Raw genomic sequence first — 25,640 nt, forward strand, 5'->3', positions numbered from 1 at the left:
CGACGGCGCCCCCGGCACGGAGGCGCCGTCCGGTGGTTTCTTCCGAAGGCAGTGCCTCACGCTGCCCGGACACGGCCGCAAAAGCGCAGCGCTCATCGGTCAAACGCGGGTCAAACGCCCTGCCCCCGAGTCAGGCGGGCCGCCCAGAACGCGCGCAATCCCTCGCGAAACGCGTCCTCGCCGTATTCGAGCGATTTCGCCGTCGCCGCGCGCGCATAGGACGACTGCGCCCCCTCCCGCGCGAAGCACTCGATCGCCCGCGCGAGCCCCTCGGCGAATCCGACGATCTCGTCCGCCTCGACCCAGATGCCGTTCTCCGCCTGCGCGTAATCGTGGCCGGCGCCGCCGTGGTCGCCGACCACGATGCACCCGCTTCGCATCGCTTCGAGAACCGAGAGGCTGATCGCCTCGAGATTCGAGAAAGCCGCGTAAATCGCGCACTCCCCCAATACCCCGGCAACCTGCGCGCGCGACATCTTCGCGATCTCCACCCACGGAACGTCCGCGAACTCCGGATGGCGCGCGGCAAACAGGCCCCTCACCGCGCCGGACTCGACGGGCAGCTTCCTCGGCGAATAGGCGATCTTCAGTTGCTTGGCGGCGGGCCTGAAGTAGTCGGGGATGAAGGGGGGAACGACGCTGATCGATCCGGCATAGCCGGACTGCCTGACGACCGCCGCGTTTCCGTACGACGGGCAGATCATGTGGCCGAACTTCGCGCTGTCGAGCGACTTGAGCCCGGCCAGCACGTTGAAGTAGTAAAACGAGTTCTGGTTGTGGACGACCACCCGGCACGGCAGCGATTTCGCGTACTCGAACAGGCGCGCGTCGTTCTCCGGAATCACGAGCCAGTCGTCCGCCTTCGGATTCGCATCGAGGATCGGCGTCGAGCCCGGCGGCAGCATCGGCGCTTCGCCGCGCCCCGTGTGGAGCATCGTGGCCGGGAAACCCATCGACTGCAGCGCCGTCACGTGCTCGATGTTGACGAAGTCACCGCCCGTTGCAGGCTGCTTGTAGGCGAAATAATAGATATTCGACATGTCTGCATTCTTTGAAGCGTTCACATGCGGTCGGCGCCGGTTATACCACACCGAATACGGCCCCGAACGGCCGATCGCGGGCCGACGCCGCCTGCCCTTCGCCTGCCCTTCGTCGACCCTCGCCGGGACATCGCCGGCATATGGTTCTGACTAAAAAGTCGTTGCCGGAGCGCCCCGCCGACGCCATCCTGCAACGTTCCGGTTCCTCCGCCGCCCGGCTTGCGCCCATGTCCTCCGCCTCCGCCGACAACATGACCGACTGGCTGCTCGCCGGTCTCGAACTGAAGAGCACGGTGTTTCACGTCGGCCAGTACTGCGGGACGTGGCAGGCCTCGACCGCGGGGCGGCACCTCGCCAGCTTCCACGTCGTGCTGTACGGCGAATGCTGGCTGCACCTCGCCGCCGCGCCCGGGCGCGAAGCGCAAAGCATCCGGCTCGGCGCGGGCGACGCGGCCTTCCTGCTGCGCGACGTCCCGCACTGCCTGTCGCCGTCGGCCGAACCGCCGCCGCCCGGCAGCGAAACCGCGCGCGTCGGCGCGATGTCGCCGCTCGAGCCCGACGCGGCCCGTGCGTTGACGCCGGACGGCGTCGGCATCGCCTGCGGATTCTTCGAGTTCGCCTCGGCGCTCGACGGGCTGCTCGTCAGCCTGCTGCCCGAGCGGATCGTCGCGCGCCACGGCCATCCGTCCCTCGCCGGCGCCCGCACGCTCTTCGGCCTGATCCGCGACGAGGCGCTGCGCGACGCCGATTCGCCGTCGCCGGTCCTCGCCCGCCTTACCAGCCTGCTGTTCGTCTACGCGCTGCGCGCGCTCGGGCACGACGAGCGGGCCGCGCCGAGCTTCTGGCGACTCATGCGAGACCCGGCCTTCGCCCCGCTCGCGAGCGCGATCGTCGAATCGCCCGCGCGCCCCTGGACGACCCAGACGATGGCCGCGTTCGTCCACATGTCCCGCTCGCGCTTCTGCCGGCGGTTCGGCGAGCTGTCGGGCCAGCCGCCCGCGCAGTTTCTCGCGCTCGTGCGCATGAAGCTGGCCGCCGCGATGCTCGCGCACGGCGCCTCCATGGCCGAGGCCGCCGAACGCGTCGGCTACCGGTCGGAATCCGCGTTCGCGCAGGCGTTCCGGCGCGTGACGGGCGTCCAGCCCGGCTCCTGGCGCCGCTCGCACCCGAGCGCCCATACTCCCCGCCCAACCTTCGCCGCCGACTGAATCGCCGTCCATCGCGCTCCTGCGGGCCGGGCCCGCCGTCCGCCGAACCGCCGCGACGGCTGGACAATCGCGCATGAATTGGAGACGATTCCGTCTTGTCCGCCTCGCCGGATAGCGGGGAAAATGAACGTTTCCCCCGTGTTCCCTGGCCAAGGAGTCCCGATGAGCCGCCTGCCCCTCCAGACCGTCGAAAGCGCGCCCGCCGCCGCCCGCCCGTTCCTCGAGCGTTCGCTGGCCGCGAACGGCTTTCTGCCGAACCTCGTCGCGTCGCTCGCGAACGCGCCCGTCGCGCTCGAAACCTATCTGAGCGTCGGCGACCTCAACGCCCGCGGCGGCCTCACGCTCGCCGAACGCGAGACCGTGCAGATCACGGCCGCCGCGATCCACGGCTGCGGTTTCTGTGTGGCCGGCCACACGGCGGTCGCGCTGAAGAAGGCCCAGCTCGCGCCCGAGCTCGTCGACGCGCTGCGCGCGCAACAGCCGCTGCCCGACGCGCGCCTCGACGCCGTCGCCGCGTTCACGCGCGCGGTGATCGCCACGCGCGGCGCCGTCTCCGACGCCGAGCTCGACGCGTTCCGCGCGGCCGGCTTCACGGACGCGAACGCGCTCGAAGTAATCCTCGGCGTCAGCCTCGCGACGCTCTGCAACTTCGCGAACAACCTCGCGCGCAACGAGCTCAATCCGCAACTGGCCGCGTACCGCTGGGAACCGCGCGCGCAACCGGCATGAACGCGGTCGCCGTCGCGCCGGCCGCCGTCCCCGCCGATCTCGCGGCGTGGCTCGACGCGCACGCGGAGTCGCTCGACACGGATGCCGGCTTCGCGCCCGACATCGTGCCGCGCCTGGCCGGCGCGGGCCTGTTCGGCATCGGCGTGCCCGCCGCGTATCCGGGCGGTCGCGGCGGCAGCGCCGTCGACGCGTGCGAGGCCGTCGCCGAAGTCGCCGCGCGCTCGCTGTCCGCCGCGTTCGTGTTCTGGGGCCATCGGACCTTCGTCGAATACGTGCTGCACAGCCCGAACGCGGGCCTGCGCGAAACGTGGCTGCCGCGGCTGCTGCGCGGCGAAGTGGCCGGCGCCACCGGTCTGTCGAACGCGATGAAGTACCTGTCCGCGCTCGAACCGCTGCAGATGAAGGCCGTGCCGCTCGCCGCCGCGGCGTCCGGCGCGCGCCGCTGGACGCTGTCCGGCAGCCTGCCCTGGATCACGAACCTGCGTCCCCAGGGCTTCGTCGCGGCGGCGGCGTTCGATCACGCGGATAGCGGCAAGCCGTCGATTTTTGCGATCCCGCACGACCTGCCGGGCGTCGCGCGCAGCGCCGATCTCGACCTCGTCGCGCTGCGCGCGAGCAATACGGCGGCGCTGCGCCTCGAAGCCGCCGAGCTCGACGAAAGCTGGCTCATCACCGACGACGCGAAGACGTTCCTGACCCGCGTGCGCCCCGGCTTCGTCGGACTGCAGTGCGGAATGTCGATCGGCCTCGCGCGGCGCGCGCTGGCCTCGGTCGCCGGGGCACGCCCGACGCCAAGGTCCGCGCTGGCCGGCGACGCCGCGCAACTCGCCGACGAACTCGCCCGGCTGACCGACGCGCTCGCCACGGGCCTCGCGACGCAGGCCTACGTCGAGGACGCGCCGGCGCTGTTCCGGCTGCGCATCGCGCTGGCCTCGCTCGTGGCCGCGGCCGTCAACCTCGAGGTGCAGGCGAGCGGCGGCGAGGGCTATCTGCGTAGCCACGCCGGCGTCGCGCGCCGCGTGCGCGAGGCGTCGTTCGTGCCGATCGTCACGCCGAGCATCGTGCAGCTCAGGCATCAGCTCGCGCTGCACGCGGGCACGCCGCGATGACCCCGCGATGACGACCGATACCGACCCGCACGCCCCCCGCCACGCGCCCTACGTCGAGCTGCGCGACCTCGCGCTCAGCTACGCGGGCCGCCCGGTACTCGACGGCCTCGCGTGCCGCGTGCGGCGTGGCGAGATCGTGTCGATCCTGGGCCCGAGCGGATCGGGCAAGTCCTCGCTGCTGCGCGTCGTGGCCGGCCTCCTCGCCGCGACGCGCGGCGACGTGCGCGTCGGCGGCGAGACGGTACGCGGCCCGCGCCCCGACGTCGCGCTCGCGTTCCAGGACCCGTGCCTGCTGCCGTGGCTGTCCGTCGAGCGCAACGTCGCGTTCGGGCTCGGCTTCGCGCGGCAGGCGAAGCGCTCCGCCGCCGAGCGCCGCGAGCGCGTGAGCGCGGCGCTCGACGAAGTCGGCCTTGCGCACGCGCGGCATTTCTCGCCGGCGCAGCTCTCGGGCGGCATGGCGCAGCGGGTCGCGCTCGCGCGCTGCGTCGCGCGCCGGCCGAAGGTGCTGCTGCTCGACGAACCGTTCGGCGCGCTCGACGAGATCACGCGCGCCGACATGCAACGGCTGCTGCAACAGGTCGTCGCCGATACGCAGGCCGCGACCGTGCTCGTCACGCACGACATCGACGAAGCGCTGCTCGTGTCCGACCGCATCGCGCTGCTCGGTCCGCACGGCCGGCTCGTGCTCGAATTCGACGTCGACGTCCCGGCGCCGCGCGAGACGCAACTGCACGCGCTCGGCGCCTTGCGCATCCGCGTGCTCGAGGCGCTGCGCGACGCGATGCGCCAACCCGCCCTTTCCCGTCACGACTGAAGCAAGAAGGAGAGAACAAGCGCATGTGCGAACACGCGATGTCCCGCCGCGACTGGCTGAAACTCGTATCGATGCTGACCGTAACCGGCGCGGCGCCGCTGCTGCGCGCGCTCGACGCCCGCGCGGCCGCCGAGCCCGACGCGCCGGTGCGGATCGGCTATCTGCCGATCACCGACGCGACGCCGCTGCTCGTCGCGCATCACAACGGCTATTTCGCCTCGGCCGGCCTGCAGGCCGAGCCGCCCGTGCTGCTGCGTAGCTGGGCCCAGCTCATCGAGGCGTTCCTGTCCGGACAGGTCAACGTCGTGCACCTGCTCTCGCCGATGACCGTCTGGGCGCGCTACGGCGCGAAGGCGCCGGCGAAGGTCGTCGCGTGGAACCACGTGAACGGCTCGGCGCTGACCGTCGCGCCCGGGATCGCGACGCTCGCCGACCTCGGCGGCAAGACCGTCGCCGTGCCGTTCTGGTATTCGATTCACAACGTCGTGCTGCAGGACATGCTGCGCGCCCACGGCCTGACGCCCGTGCTGACGAACGGCGGCGCGCTGAAGCCGAACGAGGTCCGCCTCGTCGTGATGTCGCCGTCGGACATGCCGCCTGCGCTGGCGGGCAGGCAGATCGCCGGCTTCATCGTCGCCGAGCCGTTCAACGCCGAGGCCGAAAAGCTGAAGATCGGCAAGATCCTGCGCTTCACCGGCGACGTGTGGCGCAACCACGCCTGCTGCGTCGTGTTCATGCACGAGCGCGACCTGAGCGGGCGGCCGCAGTGGACGCAGAAGGTCGTCGACGCCATCGTCGAGGCGCAGCGCTGGACGCGCGCGCATCCGCAGGAAACCGCGCAGTTGCTCTCGCGCTCGGGCGCGAACCATTACACGCCGCACACGGCCGACGTCCTCGCGGACGTGCTCGCGCCGTCCACCGCCGCCGAGGGCCGCTATCTCGCGGACCGCGCGATCGTCCACGCCGACTGGCACGAGAAGCGGATCGACTTTCAGCCGTACCCCTATCCGTCGTACACCGAGGAATTGGTGCGCCGGCTCAAGAGCACGCAGGTCGACGGCAACGCGGCGTTCGTCGCGCAGCTCGACCCGCAGTTCGTCGCGCGCGATCTCGTCGACGACAGCTTCGTGCGCAAGAGCATCGCGGCGGCCGGCGGCATGCAGGCGTTCGGCCAGCCGCCGACGTTCGAGCGCACGGAGACCGTGCTTGTCCAGTAACCCGCCGCCCCGCCCCGTCGCCGCGCCGCAAACCGACGGCGGCGCGATTGCCGGCACCGCGCGTTCGCGCCGGTCCTCGCAGTTCGTCGCGAATGCGCTGCTCGGCCTCGTCGGCGGCGCGGTCGCCGTCGTCGTCTGGTGGGCGGCCGTCACGCTGCCGGGCAGCGCCGACGGCTTTCTCGCGCAGTTCTCGCCGCTGCGGGCGCTGGCCGCGCTGCCCGGCCTCGTGACCGACGGCAACCTGTTCGCCCATATCGGCGCGAGCCTGCGCCGCGTCGGCGTCGGGCTCGGCTGGGCGCTCGTCGTCGGCGTGCCGCTCGGCTTCGCGCTCGGGCGTTCGAAGCGCTTCGAGACGATCTTCTCGCCGACGCTGCAGTTCCTGCGCATGATCTCGCCGCTGTCGTGGATGCCCATCGCCGTGATGTCGCTCGGCATCGGCGAGCGTTCCGTCTACTTCCTGCTCGCGTTCGCCGCCGTCTGGCCGCTCGCGATGAGCACGGCGGCCGGCGTCGCGCAGATCGACCGCCGCTGGGTGCAGCTCGGCGAATCGCTTGCGGCGACGCGCTTCGAAATGCTCTGGCACGTCTACGTGCCGGGCGTCGCCTCGCACGTGCTGACCGGCGTGCGGCTCGCCATCGGCATTCTCTGGATCGTGCTCGTGCCGGCCGAAATGCTCGGCGTCAACTCGGGGCTCGGCTACCTGATTCTCGACGCGCGCGACCGGCTCGCCTATCCGGACATGACCGCCGTCGTCGTCGTGATCGGCGCGCTGGGCTTCACGCTCGACTGCGCGGCACGGGCGCTGCGGCGGCTCGTCGGCAGCAGCGCCGGCTCGTGAACGCCACCGCGCGCGACCGCTTCTCCGGGCCCGCCCAATCCCGCATCAAGACCTGTCAGGTCGCGGCCGCCCAGAGCAGCGACAGTCCCGAGCAGAGCATGACCGCGTCGAGCACGTGGTGAAACGCGTGCACGCTCATGCGCCGGACGACGGCCTTGCCGGCGAACGACCCCGCCATCACCGACGCGCCGATGATCACGCCGCGCACGACCGACGGTAGCGGCAGCGCGCCGAGCTGCTGGAACGTCACGACCTTGCTCACCATCAGCGCGAGCGAGGCGGCCGCCTCGGTCGAGAGAAACGCGCCCTTCGCCAACCCGTAGGCCGTGAAGGCCGGCACGCTGAGCGGCCCCGTCGAGAGCACGATGCCGGTCAGGAACCCGACGACCGCGCCCGTCAGCGCGAACTGCCAGGTGCGGATGCGCAGTTGCCGCGCCTCTAGCCAGCGCCGCCCGGGGATCATCGCGAGAAAGAAGACGCCGAGCGCCACGTCGACCACGTGCGCCGGCAGGATCAGCAGCGTATGCGCGCCCAGCGCGGCGGCCGGCGCGCCCGGAATCGACCAGGCCGCGAAGGCCCGCCAGTCGATCTCGCGCCACCAGGCCAGCGCCTTCGCGACGTTCGACATCAGCGCGGCGATGGCCATGACGGGCACCGCCTGCTGCGGGCCGAACTGGAACACGAGGATGGGAAGCAGGATAATCGACGACCCGGTGCCGATCACGCCGCTGAGCGCCCCGGCAACCACCCCGATCGCCAGCACGAACAGATACGTCATGTCGATTCAGCCCTGAGGAGATGCCACGGCCCGGTCGCATCCGGGTATCATTACGGCCTTAAACATCTAGATGTTTATACATTGACAATGATTCTGTCACATGCTCATCCGATTGGAAAGGCCGCAATGAAAGACCGGGCGACAGTCGTGTGCTGGCGGGACGACCGCATTTTGCTGGTCGCCCGGGACCGGTCGCGCTGGGCTCTGCCCGGCGGCACGATCCGCCGCGCCGAGTCGCCCCCCGACGCCGCGCGGCGCGAGCTCGAAGAAGAGACGGGACTGCTTGCGCGAGAGCTCGCCTACCTGTTCCAGTTCGGCGGCGTCAACAAGCGCCATCACGTTTTTTCCGTGCGCCTCGGCGCCGACGCGTCGCCGGAACCGCGCAACGAAATTTCGAAGTGCGGCTGGTTCGGCCCGACCCAGATCGCCAATCTCGTCACCAGCGTCCCGACGCGCGAAATCGTTCGCCTGGCCGTGCTGCACGCAAGCCGGGGCGGCGCGGCGGCGCCAACGGCGGCCGACCTCCCGTCCTGAGCCCCTCTTCGTTGAGTTTTTCTCCGTCGGCCCGGAAATCATTTCGATTGCCAGGGGCGGCGCCAGTCCCTATCGTTTCCAGCACGCAAACCGACCACCGTCCATCGGAGACGTGCCCAGCATGACTGAACCGACGAAAACCGCCATCGTCACGGGAAGCGCCGGCGGCATCGGCGCGGCGACGGCCACGGCGCTCGCCCGCCGCGGCTACCGCGTCGTCATTGCCGACCTGCGCGAGAAATCGGCCGCGGAAACGGCCCGGCGTCTGCGCGACGAAGGCCTCGAAGCGCTGGCCGTCGCGGTCGACGTCGCCGACGAGCGCAGCGTCAAGGCGATGGTCGATCAGGTCGTCGGACGATGGTCGCGCGTGGACGTCCTCGTCAACAACGCCGGGCTCGAAAGCTCGAGCCCGTTTCTCGACATCCCGCTCGACGAATACCGCCGGGTCATGGCCGTCAACGCGACCGGCGCCTGGCTGTGCTGCCAGGCCGTGCTGCCGCAGATGATCGGGCAGCAAAGCGGCTCCATCGTCAACGTCAGCTCGATTGCCGGCCTGCGCGGCGGCGGCATGCTCGGCACGGCGGCCTACGCGATGTCCAAGGGCGCCGTCATCGCGCTGACGAAGTCGCTCGCGCGCGAATTCGCGAAGTCGGGCATTCGCGTGAACGCCGTCGCGCCGTCGTTCACGCTGACCGACTTCGTGCACCGCCAGCTCGAACGCAAGCCGCCCGGCTACGAAGACACGATCCTCGGGCTGATCCCGATGGGACGCGGCGCCCAGCCCGAAGAAATCGCCGCGGTCATCGCGTTCGTCGCGTCGCCGGACGCGTCGTTCGTCACGGGCCAGGTCTACACCGTCGACGGCGGCAACACGATCTGAGGCGCCGCCCGCCGACCGGTCACGCCAACGACGGGCGCAGCCGCTACGGCGCCGCGCCCTCGGTCTCGAGCAACTCCCCGCTGAGCCAGTCGACGAGCGCCTGCGCCTCGGCGCGCGCCTCGACGTGCGGCGCGACCCACAGCACCAGCTTGCGCGGCCCCGGCACGAAGCCGAACGGCGCGACGAGCGTGCCCGAGCGCAGCTCGTCGCCGACCAGCATGTGCGGCACGTTCGCGATCCCGAGCCCGCATTTCGCGGCCTGAATCAGCAGATAGAAATGCTCGAACGACGCCGCGATCGGCGGCCGGTGCGGCGCCGGGCCGCCCGCGGATCCGAACCAGTCCTCCCAGGCCTGCGGGCGCGTGTCGGTCGCGAGCAGCCGGGCCCGCGCCAGATCCTCCGGCTCGCGAATCTGCGTCGCGCGCAGATAGTCGGGCGAACACACGGGGCCGATCCATTCGTCGACGAGCTCGCGCGGCACGATGTTCTTCGGCGCGGGGATCGTGTTGAGGCGAATCGCGATGCTGATGTTGTCGCGCGCGAAGTCGATCTCGCCGTAGCCCATGTTGAAGCTGATCTTCACGGCCGGATGCGCCTGCTGAAGCTTCGAGAGGCGCGGCAGCAGCCAGTACATCATGATCGACGACGAACACGAGACGATGAGCGGCCCCGGCTTGACCCGCTCGACGCTGGCGTAAATCAGGTTGAATGCACGCGAAAGGCCTTCGGCGAGCAGCGCGCCTTCCGGCGTCGGCTCCGTCGAATGCGCGTTGCGCAGCAACAGCAGGACGCCGAGCGTGTCTTCGAGCGAACGGATATGACGGCTGATGGCGCCGTGCGTGACGCAGAGCTCTTCGGCCGCGTCGCCGAAGCTGCGTAAGCGCGCTGTCGCCTCGAAGGCGCGCAGCGCGTTGAGCGAAGGTCGTGGCACTCGCATGTCTCCTGCCCCCTGCCTCTTGTGGTGAAGCGGTTTTTTCCGCCCGGCGCGAGGGTCGTCTCGTGATGCGTTTTAATGTGAGTTTTTCGCAGAACCGCAGGAAATCATATCGTTTGATGCTTTCGGCGGTCAATCTTATAGTCGGTCCAATCGCGGGCCCGATTTCCGTCGCAGCACCGATCGACGGGCCTGTTCACGCCTGCTCCATGCCAGAAACATGCCACACACCCGCTCCCCGCGCGCGGAATTCACCGCCCGCTATTTCGTGGAAAGCTCGGTGCCGACCGCGCAGGTCGCCGAGGTCATCGCCGGCGAGCAGTCGAGCGGCACGTTCCTCACGCTGCCCGGCGAAACGGAAGAACTCAAGCAGCGCTCCCGCGCGCGCGTCGCGAAGGTCGACATGCTGCGGCCTGTGCTCGAACCGTCGCTGAAAAGCGCCTACGCGGCGCGCCGGCAATCGGAACGCCTGTTCTATCGCGGCGAGATCGACATCGCGTTTCCCGTCGAAAACGTCGGCGCCAATCTCCCGACGCTGCTCGCGACGGTCGCGGGCAACCTGTTCGAACTCGGGGAAGTCACGGGGTTGAGGCTGCTCGACCTCGACCTGCCCGACGCGTACGCGAGCCGCTTTCCGGGCCCGCAGTTCGGCATCGAAGGCACGCGCCGCCTCGCCGGCGTGCACGACCGCCCGCTCGTCGGCACGATCGTCAAGCCGAGCATCGGCCTCTCGCCGGCGCAGACGGCCGCGATCGTCGACGACCTCTGCGCGGCCGGCATCGACTTCATCAAGGACGACGAACTGCATGCCGACCCGACCTACGCGCCGTTCGACGCGCGGCTCGCGGCCGTCATGCCGGTCCTGCGCCGGCACGCGGACCGGCTCGGCCGCATGCCGATGTACGCGATCAACATCTCCGGCACGCCCGACGAAATGGTGCGCCGGCACGACGCCGTCGCCGAGGCCGGCGGCACGTGCGTGATGGTCAGCGTGCACTGGGTCGGCTTTGCCGGCGTCGAGCATCTGCGCCGCCACGCGCGGCTGCCCATTCACGGCCATCGCAACGGCTGGGGCGCGCTGACGCGCTGCCCGCAGCTCGGCTTCTCGTTCGCGGCCTGGCAGAAGCTCTGGCGGCTCGCCGGCATCGACCATTTCCACGTGAACGGCATCCGCAGCAAGTTCTGGGAACCGGACGACTCGGTCATCGAGTCCGCACGCGCCTGTCTTGCGCCGTTCGCGGGCGTGCGGCCGTTGATGCCGGTGTTCTCGTCGGGACAATGGGCCGATCAGGCGCCCGACCTGTACCGGAGCCTGCAATCGGTCGACCTCATGCATCTGGCCGGCGGCGGCATCATCGGCCATCCGCAGGGCATCGCCGCCGGCATCGCCAGCATGCGCGAAGGCTGGGAGGCGGCCGTCGAGGGCATCGACCTCGGCACCTATGCCGAGTCGCATCCGGCGCTGGCGGCCGCGCTCCGGCATTTCCGCGCCGTCTGAGCGCGAAGGGGACGAGCGGGCATGCTCAGGCTTGCGTTTTACGGCGACGATTTCACCGGCTCGACCGACGCGCTGGAAGTGTTGGCGCTCGCGGGACTGCGCTGCGCGCTGTTCCTGAAGGCGCCGACGCGCGCACAGCTCGACGCGCTCGGCGGATTCGACGCGATCGGCATCGCCGGCGACAGCCGCGCGATGTCGCCGGCCGAAATGGACGCGGCCCTGCCCGCGATCTTCCGGGCCATGCAGGCGCTCGACGCGCCGCTCCTCCACTACAAGGTCTGCTCGACCTTCGACAGCTCGCCCTCGATCGGCAGCATCGGCCGCGTGCTGGAAATCGCGCGCGCGACGATCGCCACGCGACCGGTCCCGATCGTCGCCGGCACGCCGGCGCTGCATCGCTATTGCCTCTTCGGCCACCTGTTCGCGCGCTCGGGCACGGACGGCAACGTCTACCGCATCGACCGGCATCCGGTCATGAGCGTCCACCCGGTCACGCCGATGGACGAAAGCGACCTGGTCCGGCACTTCGGGCGCCAATGCGACTTGCGCATCGCGAACTTCGATGTGCGCCAGTTCGATCAGGATCGCGCCGGCCTCCGGCGTTCGTTCGACGACCTGCTCGCGCAACGGCCGGACGCGATCGTGCTCGATACGGCCGACGCCCGTCAGATGACCGAGGTCGGCCGCCTGCTCGATGCCGAGGCGCAACGGCAGCCCGGGCTCTTCACGCTCGGCTCGTCGGGCGTCGAATACGGGCTCACGCAGTGGTGGAACGAAAGCGGCGCGACGTCGGCGCGCCGGCCCGACGACGGCAACGACGGCGCGTTACCCCCGTCGCAGGGCCCGATTCTGGCGATCTCGGGCAGCGCCTCGCCCGTCAGCGCGCTGCAGATCGACGCGGCCGTCGGCGCGGGCTTCCGCGAGATCGCGCTCGATGCGCACGACCTCGTCGACGCGCGCCGCGGCCCCGACGCGTTGCGTCTTGCCGTCGACCGGATCGCGACGGCCCTCGACCGCGGAGACAGCGTCGTCGCGCACACCGCGAAGGGTCCGCGCGATCCGCGCATCGCCGCCCTGCTCGACGCGCTCGTGGCCGGCGGCCTCACGACGAACGACGCCCGGCATCTGGGCGGCCGGATGCTGGGCCGGCAGCTCGGCGTGCTGACCGCGAGCGTGCTGCGCAGAATACCCGTGCGCCGCCTCGTGCTCTCCGGCGGCGACACGTCGAGCCAGGTCACGCAGCGTCTCGCGCCCGACGCGCTGGTCTTCGTGGCCCGGCTCGCGCCCGGCGCCCCGCTGTGCCGCGTCGTCTCGACCGAGCCGCATCTGCGGCAACTCGAAATCGCGCTGAAGGGCGGGCAGATGGGCGACGCCGACTATCTGGTCCGTGCCCGGTCCGGCCGCCGTCAGGCGGCCGGCCGGACTCGCGGCGCCTGACGTCGTGCTTCAGAGGAACCCGGTGGACAGCCACGGCACCGCGGCGATCACGACGATCCCGACGAACAGTGCCACCATGTAGCCAGCGATCGGACGGATGCCCGCGTCGGGGTGAATCCGGCTGACCGCGCAGGCGCCGTAGTAGCCGACGCCGAACGGCGGCGAGAACAGGCCGAGCCCCATCGAGAGAATCACGACCATCGCGTACTGCACCTCGTTGATGCCGACTTGCCGCGCGATCGGGAACAGGAGCGGCCCGAACAGCACGATCGCGGGAATGCCCTCGAGCACGCTGCCGAGCAGCGCGAACATCACGATCGACACGACCATGAAGCCGGCCGCGCCGCCGGGAAGATGCCCCATCAGTTGCGCGAGGCCGTCCGAGAAGCCCGACTGCGTCAGCGCCCAGGCCATCGCGGTCGCGGTGCCGATGATCATCAGGATCGCCCCCGAAAGCGTCGCCGTCTCGACGAGCATCGGCCCGATGCGGCGCCAGTCGAAGCGGCGATAGATCAGGCAGCCCGCGAGCGCCGCGTAGACGATGCCGACGGTCGAAACCTCGGTCGCGGTCGCGACGCCCTCGACGACGGCCGCGCGAATCACGAACGGCAACGCCAGCGCCGGCGCGGCGACGACGAACGCGCGGCCGATCTGCCGCGCCGGCGCGCGCGCGGCCGTCGGCGCGGGCAGTTTCCGGCGCGCGCGCCACCAGACGAGCACGCACAGCACCAGCGCGAGCATGAAGCCCGGCAACAGCCCGCCCGTGAACAACGCCGAAATCGACACGCCCGTCACCGAGCCGATCGTGATCAGCACGATGCTCGGCGGCACCGTCTCGGTCTGCGCGCCGGTCGCCGAAAGCAGCGCGACCAGCTCGCCCTCGTTCTCGCCGCGCTTTTTCATCTCGGGAAACAGGATCGGCGCGATGGCGGCCATGTCCGCGGCCTTCGATCCGGAAATGCCCGAGATCAGATACATCGCGCCGACGAGCACGTAAAACAGCCCGCCGCGCACGTGGCCGAGCAGCGAGGCGAGAAAGCCGATCATCGCGCGCGCCATGCCCGTCATCTCGATGAGCAAGCCGAGAAACACGAACATCGGCACCGCGAGCAGCAACAGTTGCGACATGCCCTCGTCCATGCGGCTCACGACGATCTCGAGCGGCATCGAGGTCGAGAGCGACAGGTACGAGAACACCGCGAGCCCGAACGAGAACGCGATCGGCATTCCGCTCAGCACCGTGAACCCGACGACGCCGACGAAGAAGATCAGCAGGTTCAGGTTGCCGAGGTCCTGCAGCAGCGGCCCGGCGACGTCGAGCCCGGCCGCGCCGAGCCCGGCGATGGCGAGACCGGCGACGAGCGGTTTCCAGCCGAGCGCGATCAGCCTGACCACGCAGATCAGCAGCATGCAGGCGAGCGCGTAGAGGATCGCCGCGACGCGCCAGGCGTCGTCGATCTGGAGTTCGGGCGTCGAGATCATCGACTGCTGCTGGAGGTACGTGTAGGCCGGCACCGCGATCAGCCCCAGAAACAGCATGCTGGCGATCAGCGCGACGACGTCCCACTTCGCGCGCCAGGCGGGCCCCGCGCGGTTGACGACGGCCGTCATGCGCATGTGCGCGCCGCGATGCAGGGCGGTCGCGGCGCCCGTCATCGCGAGCCACAGGAACAGGATGCCGGCCACCTCGTCGCCCCAGACGAGCGGATGGCGCAGCGCATAGCGCGCGACGACGCCGCAAAAGAGCAGCACGATTTCCGCGAGCACGAGCACGGCGGCCGGCACCGCGACGGCGAGGCCGAGCAGCCGGTCGATGGTCGCGAGCCAGCGCGGCGCGGACGCTACCGGCGATGCGCCGTCGGCGTCCGCCGGATCGCCCGGCACGTGCGAGAAATCCTCGGCGGTATGCAGTCTCATGTCAGTTTCCCGGTGACTTTTTCCAGCAGGGCCCATTCCTCGTCGCCGAATTCGCGCTGCATGTCCGTGTAGTAGCCGCTCTTGCGCAGCAACTCGCGGAACGCGTTCAGGTCGGGCTGGTTGAACGCCAGGCCCTTCGCCTCGAGGCTCTTTTGCAGCGACGCGTTCAGTTGCGCCACGTCCGCGCGCTGCTTCAGCGCGTAGGCGTCGAGATTCTTCGAGACGACGTCGCGCAGGCTCGCGGGCAGCCGCTCCCAGGCCGCGCGGTTGCCGAGGAACCAGAAGCCGTCCCACATGTGGCTCGTCATCGAGCAGTACTTCTGCACCTCGTAGAGCTTCGCGGTATCGACGACGGCGAGCGCGTTCTCCTGCCCGTCGACGACCTTCGTCTGCAGCGACGAGTAGACCTCGTTGAAGCTGATCGACGCCGGCGAGGCCGAGAGCGCGCGAAAGAGCGCGACCCAGAGCTGCCCCGGCGGGACGCGGATCTTCATGCCCTGCAGATCGGCGGGCGACCTGATCGGCCTGACGCTGTTGGTGATCTGCCGGAACCCGTTGTTCCAGATCTTTTCCTGCACGACGAGGCCCGCGTTCTCGATGAGCTTGCGCAGGTACGCGCCGAGCTCGCCGTCGAGCGCCGCGAACACCTGGCTGTCGTCCTTGAACGCGAAGCCCACGCCCGAGATCGCCGTCTTCGGCACCAGTTGCGACAGCGCGTTCGCGCCGGAGAGCGTGAAGAATTCGAGCGCGCCCGCGCGAAGCTGCGCGAACATGTCGGGGTCGCCGCCGAGCTGGTTGTTCGGAAACACGCGAATGTCGACGCGTCCGTCCGTCTGCGTCCTGATCGCGTCCGTCGCCTGCTGGATTCGCACGTTCAGCGGATGGGAGGCCGGCAGGTCGGTGCCGACCTTGTAGGTGAATTCGGCCGCCTCGGCACGCCTGATCCACGGCGCGCCGGCCCAGCCCGTCGCCATGACGGCCGCGCCCGCGCCGGCGGCCAGAAAGCCGCGACGATTCAATGTCATCTCGTGTCTCCGTTGTCCCCTTTTCCGGGGGTTCCCTTTCCGGGTTGTCTAACCGGGTTGCAGGCGATGGGGCGACTCGCCCGCACCCGTCCCGCTCAAGCGTCACGCGATCTCGATGACCGGCTTGATCTCCTCCAGTTGCTTCATGCGCGTCAGCGCCACGTTCACGTCGTCGAGCCGGTAGCGGCCCGACACCATCCCTCCGAACGGGAAATCGCGCTGATGCTTTTCGACGAATTGCAACGCGAGCGAATAGCTGCGCGCGTCGCCGGAAAACGAGCCGATCACCCGCAGGTTCTTCTTGACGATCATCGACGGCTGCATCGTCGTCGCCGCCTCGCCGAGCTGGCCGACGACGAGATAGCGGCCGCCCTTGCGCGCGAGCGCGAGGCCCTCGGCGAACGCGGCCGGCACGCCCGTGAACTCCATCACGATGTCCGCGCCGCGCCCCTCCGTCTGCGCCAGCACCGCGTCGAGCCTCTCGGCCGGCGTCGTGCCGTCGACCGGGATGCAGACGTCCGCGCCGAACTGCTTCGCCAGCTCGAGGCGCGCGGCCGGCGCGCCGACGACGATGATCTTCCGCGCGCCGCGCACCCTCGCGTTGGCGGTCGCGAGCAGGCCGAGCGGGCCGGCCCCCTGCACGAGCACCGTCTCGGTCGGCTCGATCTCGCCTAGCTGCGAGAACGCGTTCATCACCGAGCGTAGCGCGCAGCTCGACAGGCTCGCCAGTTCGTTCGGCACTCTGTCGGGCACGCGCAACCGGCCGGCCTGGGGCAGCACGTAGCCGTATTCCGCGAAACCGCCGAGCAGGTAGGGCGGCTCCTCGATGTTCTCGTACATGTAGGCGCGCCGGTTCACGCAGAGCGTCGGCTTGCGGGCCGTCGTGCAGAAGTAGCAACCGCCGCACGACGTGTGCGTGTAGACGACGCGGTCGCCGACCGCGAGCGGCGTGCCGACCGAATCGGTCGCGACGCCGGCCCCGGCGCGCACGATCCGGCCGACCATTTCGTGCCCGATGATGACGGGCAGATTGACCTTCAGCGACAGCGAGCCCTGCCACAGATGCACGTCGGTGCCGCAGACCGAGCAGGTCTCGATCCTGACGAGCGCGGCGCCCGGTTCGACGTCGCGCGGCACCGGCACTTCCTCGATGGCGAGCGGCGCCTTGAAATCCCGCAGCACGGCCGCGCGGGCAAACGATGGAATGGTCGACATCCAGCCTGTCTCCTGACGGTATTGAAGCGCCTGCGCGGCGCCACGAAGCGCGACGCGGCCTTGCCCGACTAGCCGTGGCGCAGCACGATCGTCTTCGCGACCGTGTATTCCCTGAGCGCCTCGAGGCCCTTCTCGCGACCGTGCCCGCTGCGCTTGACGCCGCCGAACGGCAGTTCGATGCCACCGCCCGCGCCGTAGTTGTTGATGAAGACCTGCCCGACGCGCAGCTTCTTCGCGACGCGCATCTGCCGCGCGCCGTCGCTCGTCCAGAGCCCGGCCACGAGCCCGTAAGCCGTGCCGTTCGCGATCGCGACGGCATGGGCCTCGTCGTCGAACGGAATCGCCGCGAGCACCGGACCGAACACTTCTTCCTGCGCGAGCTCGTGGTCGAGCGGGACGGGGCCGAACAGCGTCGGCGGGACGAAATAGCCGGTTTGCGCCGCCCCGCCGTCGAGCTGGCCCTGCGCGAGCACGCGAAGGCCCGAGTCGCGCGCGCGGTCGATGAAGCCGCGCACGCGCTCGACCTGCGTGCGGTTGATGACGGGACCGCATTCGAGATCGGCGGCCGGCGCGCCGACGCGGATCGCCGTCATCCGCTCGCCGAGCTTCTGCACAAAGCGTTCGTAGATCGGGCGCTGGATCAGCACGCGGCTGCCGGCCGAACAGGTCTGGCCGGCGTTCTGCGTGATCACGCCGACGATGGTGCGCGCGGCGAGATCGAGATCCGCGTCGTCGAAGACGATCTGCGGAGACTTGCCGCCGAGTTCGAGCACGCACGGCACGTGGTTGCGCGCGGCGGCGGTCTGGATCAGCGTGCCGACTTCCGGCGAGCCCGTGAACGACAGGAAATCGACGTCGGGATGCCGCGACAGCGCGGCGCCCGCCTCCTCGCCGAAGCCGGTCACGAGATTGAGCACCCCGCGCGGCAGGCCTGCCTGCGCCGCGAGCGCGGTCAGCTTCGCGCAGCTCAGGCTCGCGTCTTCGGCCGGCTTCAGCACCGCGGTATTGCCGGCCGCGAGCGCGGGCCCGACCGTGCGTCCGAACATCGACGCCGGATAATTCCACGGAATGACGAGCCCGACGACGCCGCGCGGCTCGCGCTGCACCGTCACCTGGTAGCCGTCGAGAAACGGCAGCACGTCGCCGAGAATCTTGTCGGCCGCGCCCGCGTAGAACTCGAAATAACGGGCCGTCACGCGGATGTCGGTGCGCGCCTGGGTGATCGGCTTGCCGGTGTCGCGCGCCTCGAGCTGGGCGAGCTCTTCCTGGTTAGCGAGAATGAGGTCCGACAGCTTCGTGAGCAGCCGCCCGCGCTCGAACGCGGCCAGCGTGCTCCACTCGCCCGCCAGCGCGGCCCGTGCGGCAGCCACCGCCGCGTCGACGTCGGCCTCGGCGCCGCGGGAAATCGCGGCGAACACTTCGCCGTCGGACGGCGAGCGGACCTCGATCGTCTGGCCGGAACGCGCGCCCGACCATGCGCCGTCGATAAAAAGAGTTTCAGCCTGAAGCGCCATCGTCTGTCTCCCGATCGATGCAACCTGGGTTCCGGATGCGCGGCCGGGCGAAACGCCGGCCGCGCGGAAAAGGCGCGGCGACGCGCGCCGCATGCGGGACGCCTAGACGCCGCCGGCGCCCCAGGCGAGAAAGCCGCCGTCGACGGGCAGCACGACGCCGTTCACGTACGCGGCATCGTCCGATGCGAGGTAGCAGACGGCCGCCGCGATCTCGCCCGTCGTGCCGTAACGCTTCATCGGAATCGCGCGCGAATATTCCTCGCGGAATTGCGCGCTGTGCAGCACCTGCGTCATCGGCGTGTCGACGGGGCCCGGCGCGACCGCGTTCGCCGTGATCCCGTAGTCGCACAACTCGACGGCCATTTGCCGGGTCAGCGCGATCACCGCGCCCTTCGACGTGCCGTAGGCGGTCCGGCCCGTGCCGACCGCGCGCGCGCCGGCGACCGATGCGATGTTGACGATGCGCCCCCAGCGGTTCGGGATCATCAGCCGGGCCGCGTGCTGCGCGCAGAGCAGCGTGCCGGTCACGTTCACCTGCATCGTCTTGTTGAACACGTCGAGCGGATAGTCGACGAACGGCAGCAGCTTCGCGATGCCCGCGCCGTTGACGAGCACGTCGCAGCGGCCTTCGTTGCGGGAGAAGGTGTCGAACGCGCGGGCGATCGACTCGGGATCGCTGACGTCCATTTGCAGTGCAGCAACCGACAGGCCGTCCGCGTTCAATCTGGCGGCCGTTTCTTCCGCCGCACCGCGGTTGAGGTCGAGCACGACGACATGAAAGCCGTTACGCGCCAGCCGCTGGGTGACTTCGGCGCCGATGCCCATTGCGCCGCCGGTAACTGCCGCCACGCGGCGTTGCCGCTCTCCGGTTCGATCCACTTTGCGTTGTCTCCGTGATGTCCGGGCCGTGCCGGCAGGCCGTGCGTTCGATGCGACGCAAAATGCCGGCCGATCCGTGCCCGTGTTTTGAGTCGATTATCGGAGAGAGGTCCTGGCGGCTCAATGGATATTAACGCCGAGTAGTGTGAAGAAAAGTCACGGAACGGGAGGGGTGCCAGGTAATACCCGGATGCGGGTGGATGATTGGAGTAAGCCCTTGAGGCTGGCCCCGTTTCGGCCAGTAGCAGCAAACCAGGAGAGGGATTGACGAATTCCGCGATGACTCGAAAACACCGTGTTGTTTCGGTTTTTCCAACCCGGCTTCGCATTCAGCGCCGAGGTCGCAAGCGATCTGCGTAAGCTGGACGAACCATCAACATCAAATTTTCCACGACATGACTGCGACTATCACTAAAGCAACGGGCTCTATCCAGAATGCCTGTAACTCCCTCATCGACGACACCCCCCACGACAAGATGGTCACCTCGAGAGCCGGCACCATCGCCACGGAAGAGGTGAAACATAAAGGCAAGACTTTAACGATCAGGATGGACATGCAAGGCCTCATTCCCCGAGCAAATGGGAAACGCCCGGCACACAATATCCAGATCCAAAGCGGGAGAAACACTCACGCTGGCGCGATGATTACCGATTCCGATGACGAAGACGAAGCCAAGGAGAGACTCAGGGACAGCCTCTCTAGCGGCAGGTTCATTACGAAGTACTGAGCCGTATAGAAGTCAGAAGTTGTCTGCATTGAGCACACGTACAGAACGGCATGTCTGTGCAATGAGCGGCGTATGCCGGAAGTCCATATGCGGCAGAGGAAGCGCTCGATGCGGGTAAACGGCCTTGCTTCATCGAATCGGCTCGTATCCGCGATGTCGAGCTACCGCTCGACATCGCGGCCGACAGGTAGCGCGTCGAAAATTGATTGCCCGCACCCTGCCGACCCTGACAAAGTCTCCATCGCTACCGACGCAAAACGGCCATAGCGCATCCGGTTTCGCCCTGCTCATCCGGCAGGGATTCCTCCCGCAGTCGGACCCTGTCCCTCGTCGTCCACTTTACAAGAACAAAATTTCCCATATACTGGACGCATGGACATCACGCTTACCCTGGCCCGCCGCCTGCGCGATCTGCGCAACGAGCGGGGCCTTTCGCTCGAAGCCCTCGCCGAGCGCAGCGGCGTCAGCCGTTCGAACATCTCCCTGATCGAACGCGGCGAAAGCAGCCCCACCGCCGTCGTGATCGACAAGCTCGCCACAGCGCTCGGCGTCACGCTGCCTGAGCTGTTCTCGCCCCTCGACGCATCGGACACGCCGCCGTCCCCGCTCGCGCGCGCGGCAGACCAGCCGGTCTGGACCGACCCGGAATCGGGCTACCTGCGCCGCAGCCTGTCGCCCGCGGCGCGTTCGCCGCTCCAGCTCGTCGAGGTGCATTTCCCGGCGGGGCGGCGCGTGGCCTACGAAACCGGGCCCAGGGAAGGCGAGATCTACCAGCAGATCTGGATCATCGAAGGCAGCATGGAAATCACGGTCGGCGAGACGGCGTGGCGGCTCGATGCAGGAGATTGCCTGACCATGAAACTCGACTGTCCGATGACCTACCGGAACCCCACGCGCAAGCCGGCGCACTACCTCGTGTCGATCGCGAGCCTCGCGTTCGTGCCCGACCGGAACGGACGATGAACGACATGCCGACCCTCCGGCGCATCACGGCCGACGACGTGGACGACTGCGTCGAGGCGCTGGCCGACGTGCTGATCGACTGCGTGGAAGGCGGTGCGTCCGTGAGCTTCATGCACCCGCTGTCGCGCGACAAGGCGCTCGGCTTCTGGCGCGGCGTGGCCGACGGCGTGCGGCGCGGCGAACGCGCGCTGCTCGTCGCCGAAAACGGCGCGGGACAGGTGGTCGGCACGGTCCAGCTCGTGTTTGCGCGGCCGGAAAACCAGCCGCATCGCGCCGACGTCGCCAAGATGCTCGTGCGGCGCGATGCACGCCGGCACGGCGTGGCGCAGCGCCTGATGGCGGCGGTCGATGCCGTCGCCCGCGAGGAAGGCCGGACCGTGCTCGTGCTCGATACCGTCACGGGCAGCGATGCCGAGCGGCTATACCGGCGCGCCGGGTGGACGCGCGTCGGCGACGTGCCGGATTACGCGCTGATGCCGGACGGCACCCTCTGCTCGACGACCCTCTATTACCGGCATCTATAAGCCCCCCTACAACGCGCCCCGACTGCTCATGAACACGTCCCCACTCCGTATCGAACCCTTCTCGGCCCCGCACGGCGACGGCGTCGTCGACCTGATCCTGCCCATCCAGCAGGCGGAATTCGGCGTGCCCATCACGCTCGCGGACCAACCCGACCTGCTCGACATCCCCGGCTTCTATCGGCAAGGGTCGGGCAACTTCTGGATCGCGCTCGACGAGGGCACGGTAGTCGGCAGCATCGCGCTGCTCGACATCGGCGACGGACGCGCGGCGCTGCGCAAGATGTTCGTGGCCGACAGCCATCGCGGCGCCGGATCGGGGGTCGCGCGTCGTCTGCTGCAGACCCTGATCGAGTGGTGCCGGGAACACGGCATTCGGGAGATCTATCTGGGCACGACCGAGAAATTCCTCGCGGCCCATCGCTTCTACGAGAAGCACGGTTTCCTTCAGATCGAGAAGCACGCGTTGCCCGCGACCTTCCCCATCGTGCACGTGGATACGCGGTTTTACGCGCTACGGCTTGCGTAATCCGCCGTCTCTGCCCGCTTCGGGTCGACGACCGTCCGTATTACGCATACGGACCTGACGCCCCGCCCGCTACCCGACGGCACCGGTCGAAAGATGCAGTATCCGGTACGTCTGCGCATGGGCGTGGACCGCCTCGCCCGGCGGCGCCGACCAGAGGCGAAAGCGAACCTGAGTCCATGCGGCTGGATCGAAACCCGACAGGCCGTAGGCGAGTCCGCGCGCGATATCCGCATCGAGCGATTCCCGTTCGCGTCGGGCAAGATCGTCGAGGTTCGTGTATGGCCCGATCGACACGAACTCCCGGCTGACGAAGCGGGCCTCGCCGAGGCCGGCGCCCGTCACGGTGGCGACCGGTATCCACGTCTGGACGAACGGCCAGCCGAAGGCTTCCGCCACGGCCCGAAACCGCTCGCTGCCGAGAAAAGCCGCCATGCCCTCGGAGCCATGCCAGAGATAGAGCGGCGCATACAGGTTCCCGGCGCCCGGGCAGACGTCGTCGTCTTTTCTCGCCAGCATGAACGCCTTGAACACCAGGCTGGGCAGGCGGTCGAATGCCGGCCCCTTCTCCCGTATCCGGCGTTCGATGATGGTCATGTCGTAATCGGCGGGCAGCGTGAAGCTGTATTGCATCGCAAGCATGGGGGCACGCTCTTTCGCAGTGGTCGTGCCGCCATCGTGGCACCCCGCTTTCCATTGTTAAAGCGGGAAGTTATGATGCCATCCATCGGTTATTCGAATGGATTGAATCATGCGCCGCTTCGACCTCGAACTGCTCAACACGCTGGCGACCGTCGCCGACGCCGGCAGTCTCTCGGCGGCCGCGGGACAGTTGTATCGCTCGCAATCCGCCGTCAGCGAACAGATCCGCAAGCTCGAGGAATCGTGCGGCCTCACGCTGTTCGTGCGCGGCAAAAAGGGGGCGTCGCTCACGCCGGCCGGCGCGCGCCTGCTGGTCCACGCGCGCAAACTGCTCGACCTGAACGACCACGCCTACCGGGACATGCAGGGCCTGTCGCTCGCCGGAGACTTGCGTCTCGCGATTACCGACTACTTCCGGCCGGCCGCGATTGCGGCCGTGCTCAGGCAGGTCGGCGATCAATATCCGTCGCTACGGCTGCACGTGTCCATTCGCAAAAGCGCGTCGATCGAGCTCGAAGCGGGTTCCGGCGACTTCGATCTCGGGCTCTCCATGCGCGTGCTGGATGCGGGGTCGCGCCGGCCGCGCGAAAAAACCGCGGGTTTCTCCAGCGTCATGTTGCGCCGGGAGCCGTTGCTCTGGGTCGCGGCGCCGTCGTTCGCGTGGCCTGTCGGGCAACCCGTCCCGCTCGTCGCATTGCCGGACACCTGCTCGCTGCAGCGATACGTGCTTTCGAGGCTCGACAGCGCCGGCGTCGATTACTTCATCGCGCATTCCGCATCGGGCGTGGCGGGATTGCAGTCCGCGCTCTCCGCGGGGCTGGGGTTCTCCTGTCTGAACGCGTCCGCCGTACCGGGCGACGTCGTCGCGCTGCGCGCCGGCCGCCGGCTCCCGAAGTTGCCCGACGCGGCATTCGACCTGATCGTCCCCGACTCGACGGACGGCACGCTGGTCGGCGAGGTCGCGAAATGCCTCGTCACGCAGGCTCGCCTCGAGCCGCGCTGACCTTGCGGCTTTTGCGCCGGCTGGAAGGATGCTTGCCCGTAATCGCTGTTTTTATCGTTATCCGGACTCCTTAAACTTCCCGTCGTCAGTTCAGGCATGTTCGCCGGACTGCTTCAGGTTAAACAGGAGATTCCGATGAAGTCGCTTATCGCCGCCGGCACCCTCGCCGTCGTTTTTTCCGCCCCCGCCCTGTGTTTCGCCCAGCAGGCATCGAACGAACCGCTGACGCGCGCCCAGGTCAGGCAGGACCTCGTCGATCTCGAATCGGTCGGCTACAACCCGTTCGGTTCGGGCGACGCCACCCAATACCCGAAGGCGATCCAGAATGCCGGGAACCGGCTTGCGACGAAGCGCCTGGCAGCCGCGAAGAACGCGCAATCGACATACGGTCCGGACAGCACGGGTTCGTCCGAGTCCGGCAACCCGGCCCGGTGAGACGGGCGGGCGGTTGAATTCAGCCGGCGCCGCGATTCATACCTCATGCCGCGACGCGGGCTGCCTGCGGCCCGCGTCGTCGTTTTCCGGGGAGACGACACCTGTCGCCAGTTCAATCGCCGGATGGCGCGGACGCGAACACGAATCGCGCGTCGCCCGTCCCGCCGGCAAGCCCCTCAGGACACGACGGCAGACAACGTTCCGGCTTCGTCCGGCTCTTCCGTCACGAGATCCGTCACACGCTCCCCCGCGAGACGATCCAGCAACGCCTCGTCGCGCCTGACCGCCTCGGGCATGTGGACGCGCAGAAATTCGACCCACGTGCGAACCCGTGCGTCGACAAAATGGCGCGACGGATACAGCGCGTAGATGTTCATCTTCTGCAGCGTGTATTCGGGCAGCACGCGCACGAGCGTCCCCCGGCTCAGGTCGTCGATCGCCGCGTAAAGCGGCAGCATGCCGATCCCCAGGCCGTGGCGGATGGAGACGGCGAGCGACTCCGCCGTGTTCGTCTGCACGCGGCCGGAAACGTCGATCTGCACCGTTCCCCGCGGCCCTTCGAGCTGCCATACGTAAGTGGGAAACGCGGGCGTGCGCAGCAGCAGACAGTCGTGGTCGAGCAGATCCTGCGGCAGCGCCGGCGCGCCGCGCGCGCCCAGATAACCGGGCGACGCGCACAGAATGCTGAAAGTCGAGCCGAGCAGATGGGACACCAGCTCCGAGTCGGGAAGCGCCATCGCGGTCACGACCGCCATTTCGCTGCTGCCGTCGAACAGGTCGGGCATGCGTTGCAGCAGCGCGATATCGATCGACACGTCGGGATATTGCCGCTGATATTCGGTGAATGCCGGCAGGACGTAATGCTGGCCGATGCTCGCGAACGTGTGCATCTTCAGTTGGCCGGTCGGCCGCACGTGCGCGCCGCTGGCTTCCTCTTCCGCGAGGTCGACGTCGGCGAGAATTTTCAGGCAACGCTGGAGGTAATGCTCTCCGACGGGGGTCAGCGCGAGGCGCCGGGTCGAGCGATGCATCAGCCTCGCTTTCAGATGCCTCTCCAGCTCCGATAGGGCGCGCGACATCACGCCCGTCGTCATGTTCATCGAGTGCGCGGCGGCCGTGAAGCTGCCGGTTTCCGCCACGCGTGCAAAGACCCGCATCTTCTGTAGAGTGTCCATCCCTTTTTTGCGATACGTACGACGGGCGCCATTGTCTCCGAAACGCTCGTGGCGATTACCCTCGTCCCGTGCAAGGGAGGT

At 68.8% G+C, this 25,640-nt stretch carries 26 protein-coding genes; 16 read left to right on the forward strand and 10 right to left on the reverse strand.

Annotated elements, in window-relative coordinates:
- Positions 1 to 110 precede the first annotated feature (110 nt).
- On the reverse strand, positions 111 to 1,040 hold the full coding sequence (locus CY652_RS07415; RefSeq protein WP_102130056.1) for a glycosyltransferase: 930 nt from the start codon (positions 1,038 to 1,040) through the stop codon (positions 111 to 113).
- A 227-nt stretch (positions 1,041 to 1,267) separates the two neighbouring features.
- Here CY652_RS07415 and CY652_RS07420 point away from each other — a divergent pair, with 227 nt between their 5' ends.
- The 6 genes from CY652_RS07420 (at position 1,268) to CY652_RS07445 (ending at position 6,955) form a co-directional block, all read left to right on the forward strand.
- Positions 1,268 to 2,248: an AraC family transcriptional regulator gene (locus tag CY652_RS07420; protein ID WP_102130057.1), complete on the forward strand. Its 981-nt coding sequence runs from the start codon at positions 1,268 to 1,270 to the stop codon at positions 2,246 to 2,248.
- A gap of 162 nt (positions 2,249 to 2,410) precedes the next feature.
- Positions 2,411 to 2,977, forward strand: a complete 567-nt coding sequence (locus CY652_RS07425; protein WP_102130058.1) for a carboxymuconolactone decarboxylase family protein — start codon at positions 2,411 to 2,413, stop codon at positions 2,975 to 2,977.
- Positions 2,974 to 4,086, forward strand: coding sequence for an acyl-CoA dehydrogenase family protein (locus CY652_RS07430; protein WP_102130059.1), 1,113 nt, complete (start codon positions 2,974 to 2,976; stop codon positions 4,084 to 4,086). Before CY652_RS07425 ends, CY652_RS07430 begins: the two co-directional genes overlap by 4 nt.
- 7 nt (positions 4,087 to 4,093) lie before the next feature.
- Positions 4,094 to 4,900, forward strand: coding sequence for an ABC transporter ATP-binding protein (locus tag CY652_RS07435; protein ID WP_102130060.1), 807 nt, complete (start codon positions 4,094 to 4,096; stop codon positions 4,898 to 4,900).
- Between the two features lie 23 nt (positions 4,901 to 4,923).
- On the forward strand, positions 4,924 to 6,117 hold the full coding sequence (locus CY652_RS07440) for an ABC transporter substrate-binding protein (protein WP_102130061.1): 1,194 nt from the start codon (positions 4,924 to 4,926) through the stop codon (positions 6,115 to 6,117).
- Entirely contained in the window at positions 6,107 to 6,955 is an 849-nt protein-coding gene (locus CY652_RS07445; protein WP_374703634.1) for an ABC transporter permease, read from the forward strand. The genes CY652_RS07440 and CY652_RS07445 overlap by 11 nt, the downstream gene beginning before the upstream one ends.
- 55 nt (positions 6,956 to 7,010) lie before the next feature.
- On the opposite strand, the gene CY652_RS07450 is transcribed toward CY652_RS07445, so the two are convergent.
- Positions 7,011 to 7,733: a sulfite exporter TauE/SafE family protein gene (locus CY652_RS07450; RefSeq protein WP_102130062.1), complete on the reverse strand. Its 723-nt coding sequence runs from the start codon at positions 7,731 to 7,733 to the stop codon at positions 7,011 to 7,013.
- Positions 7,734 to 7,859: 126 nt separating this feature from the next.
- Here CY652_RS07450 and CY652_RS07455 point away from each other — a divergent pair, with 126 nt between their 5' ends.
- Positions 7,860 to 8,267, forward strand: coding sequence for an NUDIX hydrolase (locus CY652_RS07455; protein ID WP_102130063.1), 408 nt, complete (start codon positions 7,860 to 7,862; stop codon positions 8,265 to 8,267).
- A 121-nt stretch (positions 8,268 to 8,388) separates the two neighbouring features.
- Positions 8,389 to 9,147, forward strand: coding sequence for an SDR family NAD(P)-dependent oxidoreductase (locus CY652_RS07460; protein WP_102130136.1), 759 nt, complete (start codon positions 8,389 to 8,391; stop codon positions 9,145 to 9,147).
- Between the two features lie 43 nt (positions 9,148 to 9,190).
- On the opposite strand, the gene CY652_RS07465 is transcribed toward CY652_RS07460, so the two are convergent.
- Complete coding sequence (locus CY652_RS07465) at positions 9,191 to 10,084, reverse strand: LysR substrate-binding domain-containing protein (protein ID WP_102130064.1); 894 nt, start codon at positions 10,082 to 10,084, stop codon at positions 9,191 to 9,193.
- A gap of 217 nt (positions 10,085 to 10,301) precedes the next feature.
- On the opposite strand from CY652_RS07465, the gene CY652_RS07470 reads away from it, so the two are divergent.
- Positions 10,302 to 11,579: a ribulose-bisphosphate carboxylase large subunit family protein gene (locus tag CY652_RS07470; RefSeq protein ID WP_102130065.1), complete on the forward strand. Its 1,278-nt coding sequence runs from the start codon at positions 10,302 to 10,304 to the stop codon at positions 11,577 to 11,579.
- Between the two features lie 21 nt (positions 11,580 to 11,600).
- Entirely contained in the window at positions 11,601 to 13,016 is a 1,416-nt protein-coding gene (locus tag CY652_RS07475; RefSeq protein ID WP_102130066.1) for a four-carbon acid sugar kinase family protein, read from the forward strand.
- Between the two features lie 9 nt (positions 13,017 to 13,025).
- On the opposite strand, the gene CY652_RS07480 is transcribed toward CY652_RS07475, so the two are convergent.
- The 5 genes from CY652_RS07480 to CY652_RS07500 form a co-directional block, all read right to left on the reverse strand.
- Positions 13,026 to 14,933: a TRAP transporter large permease gene (locus CY652_RS07480; protein WP_102130067.1), complete on the reverse strand. Its 1,908-nt coding sequence runs from the start codon at positions 14,931 to 14,933 to the stop codon at positions 13,026 to 13,028.
- Positions 14,930 to 15,958: a TRAP transporter substrate-binding protein gene (locus CY652_RS07485; RefSeq protein WP_102130068.1), complete on the reverse strand. Its 1,029-nt coding sequence runs from the start codon at positions 15,956 to 15,958 to the stop codon at positions 14,930 to 14,932. Before CY652_RS07485 ends, CY652_RS07480 begins: the two co-directional genes overlap by 4 nt.
- Positions 15,959 to 16,060: 102 nt before the next feature.
- Complete coding sequence (locus tag CY652_RS07490; protein WP_102130069.1) at positions 16,061 to 17,173, reverse strand: zinc-binding dehydrogenase; 1,113 nt, start codon at positions 17,171 to 17,173, stop codon at positions 16,061 to 16,063.
- Between the two features lie 68 nt (positions 17,174 to 17,241).
- Complete coding sequence (locus CY652_RS07495) at positions 17,242 to 18,687, reverse strand: aldehyde dehydrogenase family protein (protein WP_102130070.1); 1,446 nt, start codon at positions 18,685 to 18,687, stop codon at positions 17,242 to 17,244.
- Positions 18,688 to 18,789: 102 nt separating this feature from the next.
- Entirely contained in the window at positions 18,790 to 19,566 is a 777-nt protein-coding gene (locus tag CY652_RS07500; RefSeq protein WP_258002222.1) for an SDR family NAD(P)-dependent oxidoreductase, read from the reverse strand.
- Between the two features lie 395 nt (positions 19,567 to 19,961).
- Between CY652_RS07500 and CY652_RS07505 the strand changes: the two genes are divergently transcribed.
- The 4 genes from CY652_RS07505 to CY652_RS07520 all read left to right on the forward strand — a co-directional run bounded on the left by CY652_RS07505 (position 19,962) and on the right by CY652_RS07520 (position 22,307).
- Complete coding sequence (locus tag CY652_RS07505) at positions 19,962 to 20,294, forward strand: hypothetical protein (RefSeq protein WP_102130072.1); 333 nt, start codon at positions 19,962 to 19,964, stop codon at positions 20,292 to 20,294.
- A 372-nt stretch (positions 20,295 to 20,666) separates the two neighbouring features.
- Positions 20,667 to 21,257, forward strand: coding sequence for a helix-turn-helix domain-containing protein (locus CY652_RS07510; RefSeq protein WP_102130073.1), 591 nt, complete (start codon positions 20,667 to 20,669; stop codon positions 21,255 to 21,257).
- Entirely contained in the window at positions 21,254 to 21,781 is a 528-nt protein-coding gene (locus CY652_RS07515; RefSeq protein ID WP_102130074.1) for a GNAT family N-acetyltransferase, read from the forward strand. Before CY652_RS07510 ends, CY652_RS07515 begins: the two co-directional genes overlap by 4 nt.
- Before the next feature lie 28 nt (positions 21,782 to 21,809).
- Positions 21,810 to 22,307, forward strand: a complete 498-nt coding sequence (locus CY652_RS07520; protein WP_102130075.1) for a GNAT family N-acetyltransferase — start codon at positions 21,810 to 21,812, stop codon at positions 22,305 to 22,307.
- 69 nt (positions 22,308 to 22,376) lie between these two features.
- Here CY652_RS07520 and CY652_RS07525 read toward each other — a convergent pair whose 3' ends face one another.
- On the reverse strand, positions 22,377 to 22,946 hold the full coding sequence (locus tag CY652_RS07525; protein WP_102130076.1) for a DUF4865 family protein: 570 nt from the start codon (positions 22,944 to 22,946) through the stop codon (positions 22,377 to 22,379).
- Positions 22,947 to 23,055: 109 nt separating this feature from the next.
- Between CY652_RS07525 and CY652_RS07530 the strand changes: the two genes are divergently transcribed.
- Both CY652_RS07530 and CY652_RS07535 read left to right on the forward strand, forming a co-directional pair.
- On the forward strand, positions 23,056 to 23,949 hold the full coding sequence (locus CY652_RS07530) for a LysR family transcriptional regulator (RefSeq protein ID WP_102130077.1): 894 nt from the start codon (positions 23,056 to 23,058) through the stop codon (positions 23,947 to 23,949).
- A gap of 135 nt (positions 23,950 to 24,084) precedes the next feature.
- The gene (locus tag CY652_RS07535) at positions 24,085 to 24,384 is read left to right on the forward strand and encodes a DUF4148 domain-containing protein (RefSeq protein ID WP_102130137.1); all 300 of its coding nucleotides are present in this window, start codon (positions 24,085 to 24,087) and stop codon (positions 24,382 to 24,384) included.
- Between the two features lie 176 nt (positions 24,385 to 24,560).
- On the opposite strand, the gene CY652_RS07540 is transcribed toward CY652_RS07535, so the two are convergent.
- A complete protein-coding gene (locus CY652_RS07540) occupies positions 24,561 to 25,559 on the reverse strand; it encodes a LysR family transcriptional regulator (RefSeq protein ID WP_102130078.1) in 999 nt (332 codons plus the stop codon).
- Positions 25,560 to 25,640 lie beyond the last annotated feature (81 nt).

The sequence above is a fragment of the Burkholderia sp. WAC0059 genome (assembly GCF_002870125.1).
Taxonomy (GTDB): Bacteria; Pseudomonadota; Gammaproteobacteria; order Burkholderiales; family Burkholderiaceae; genus Paraburkholderia.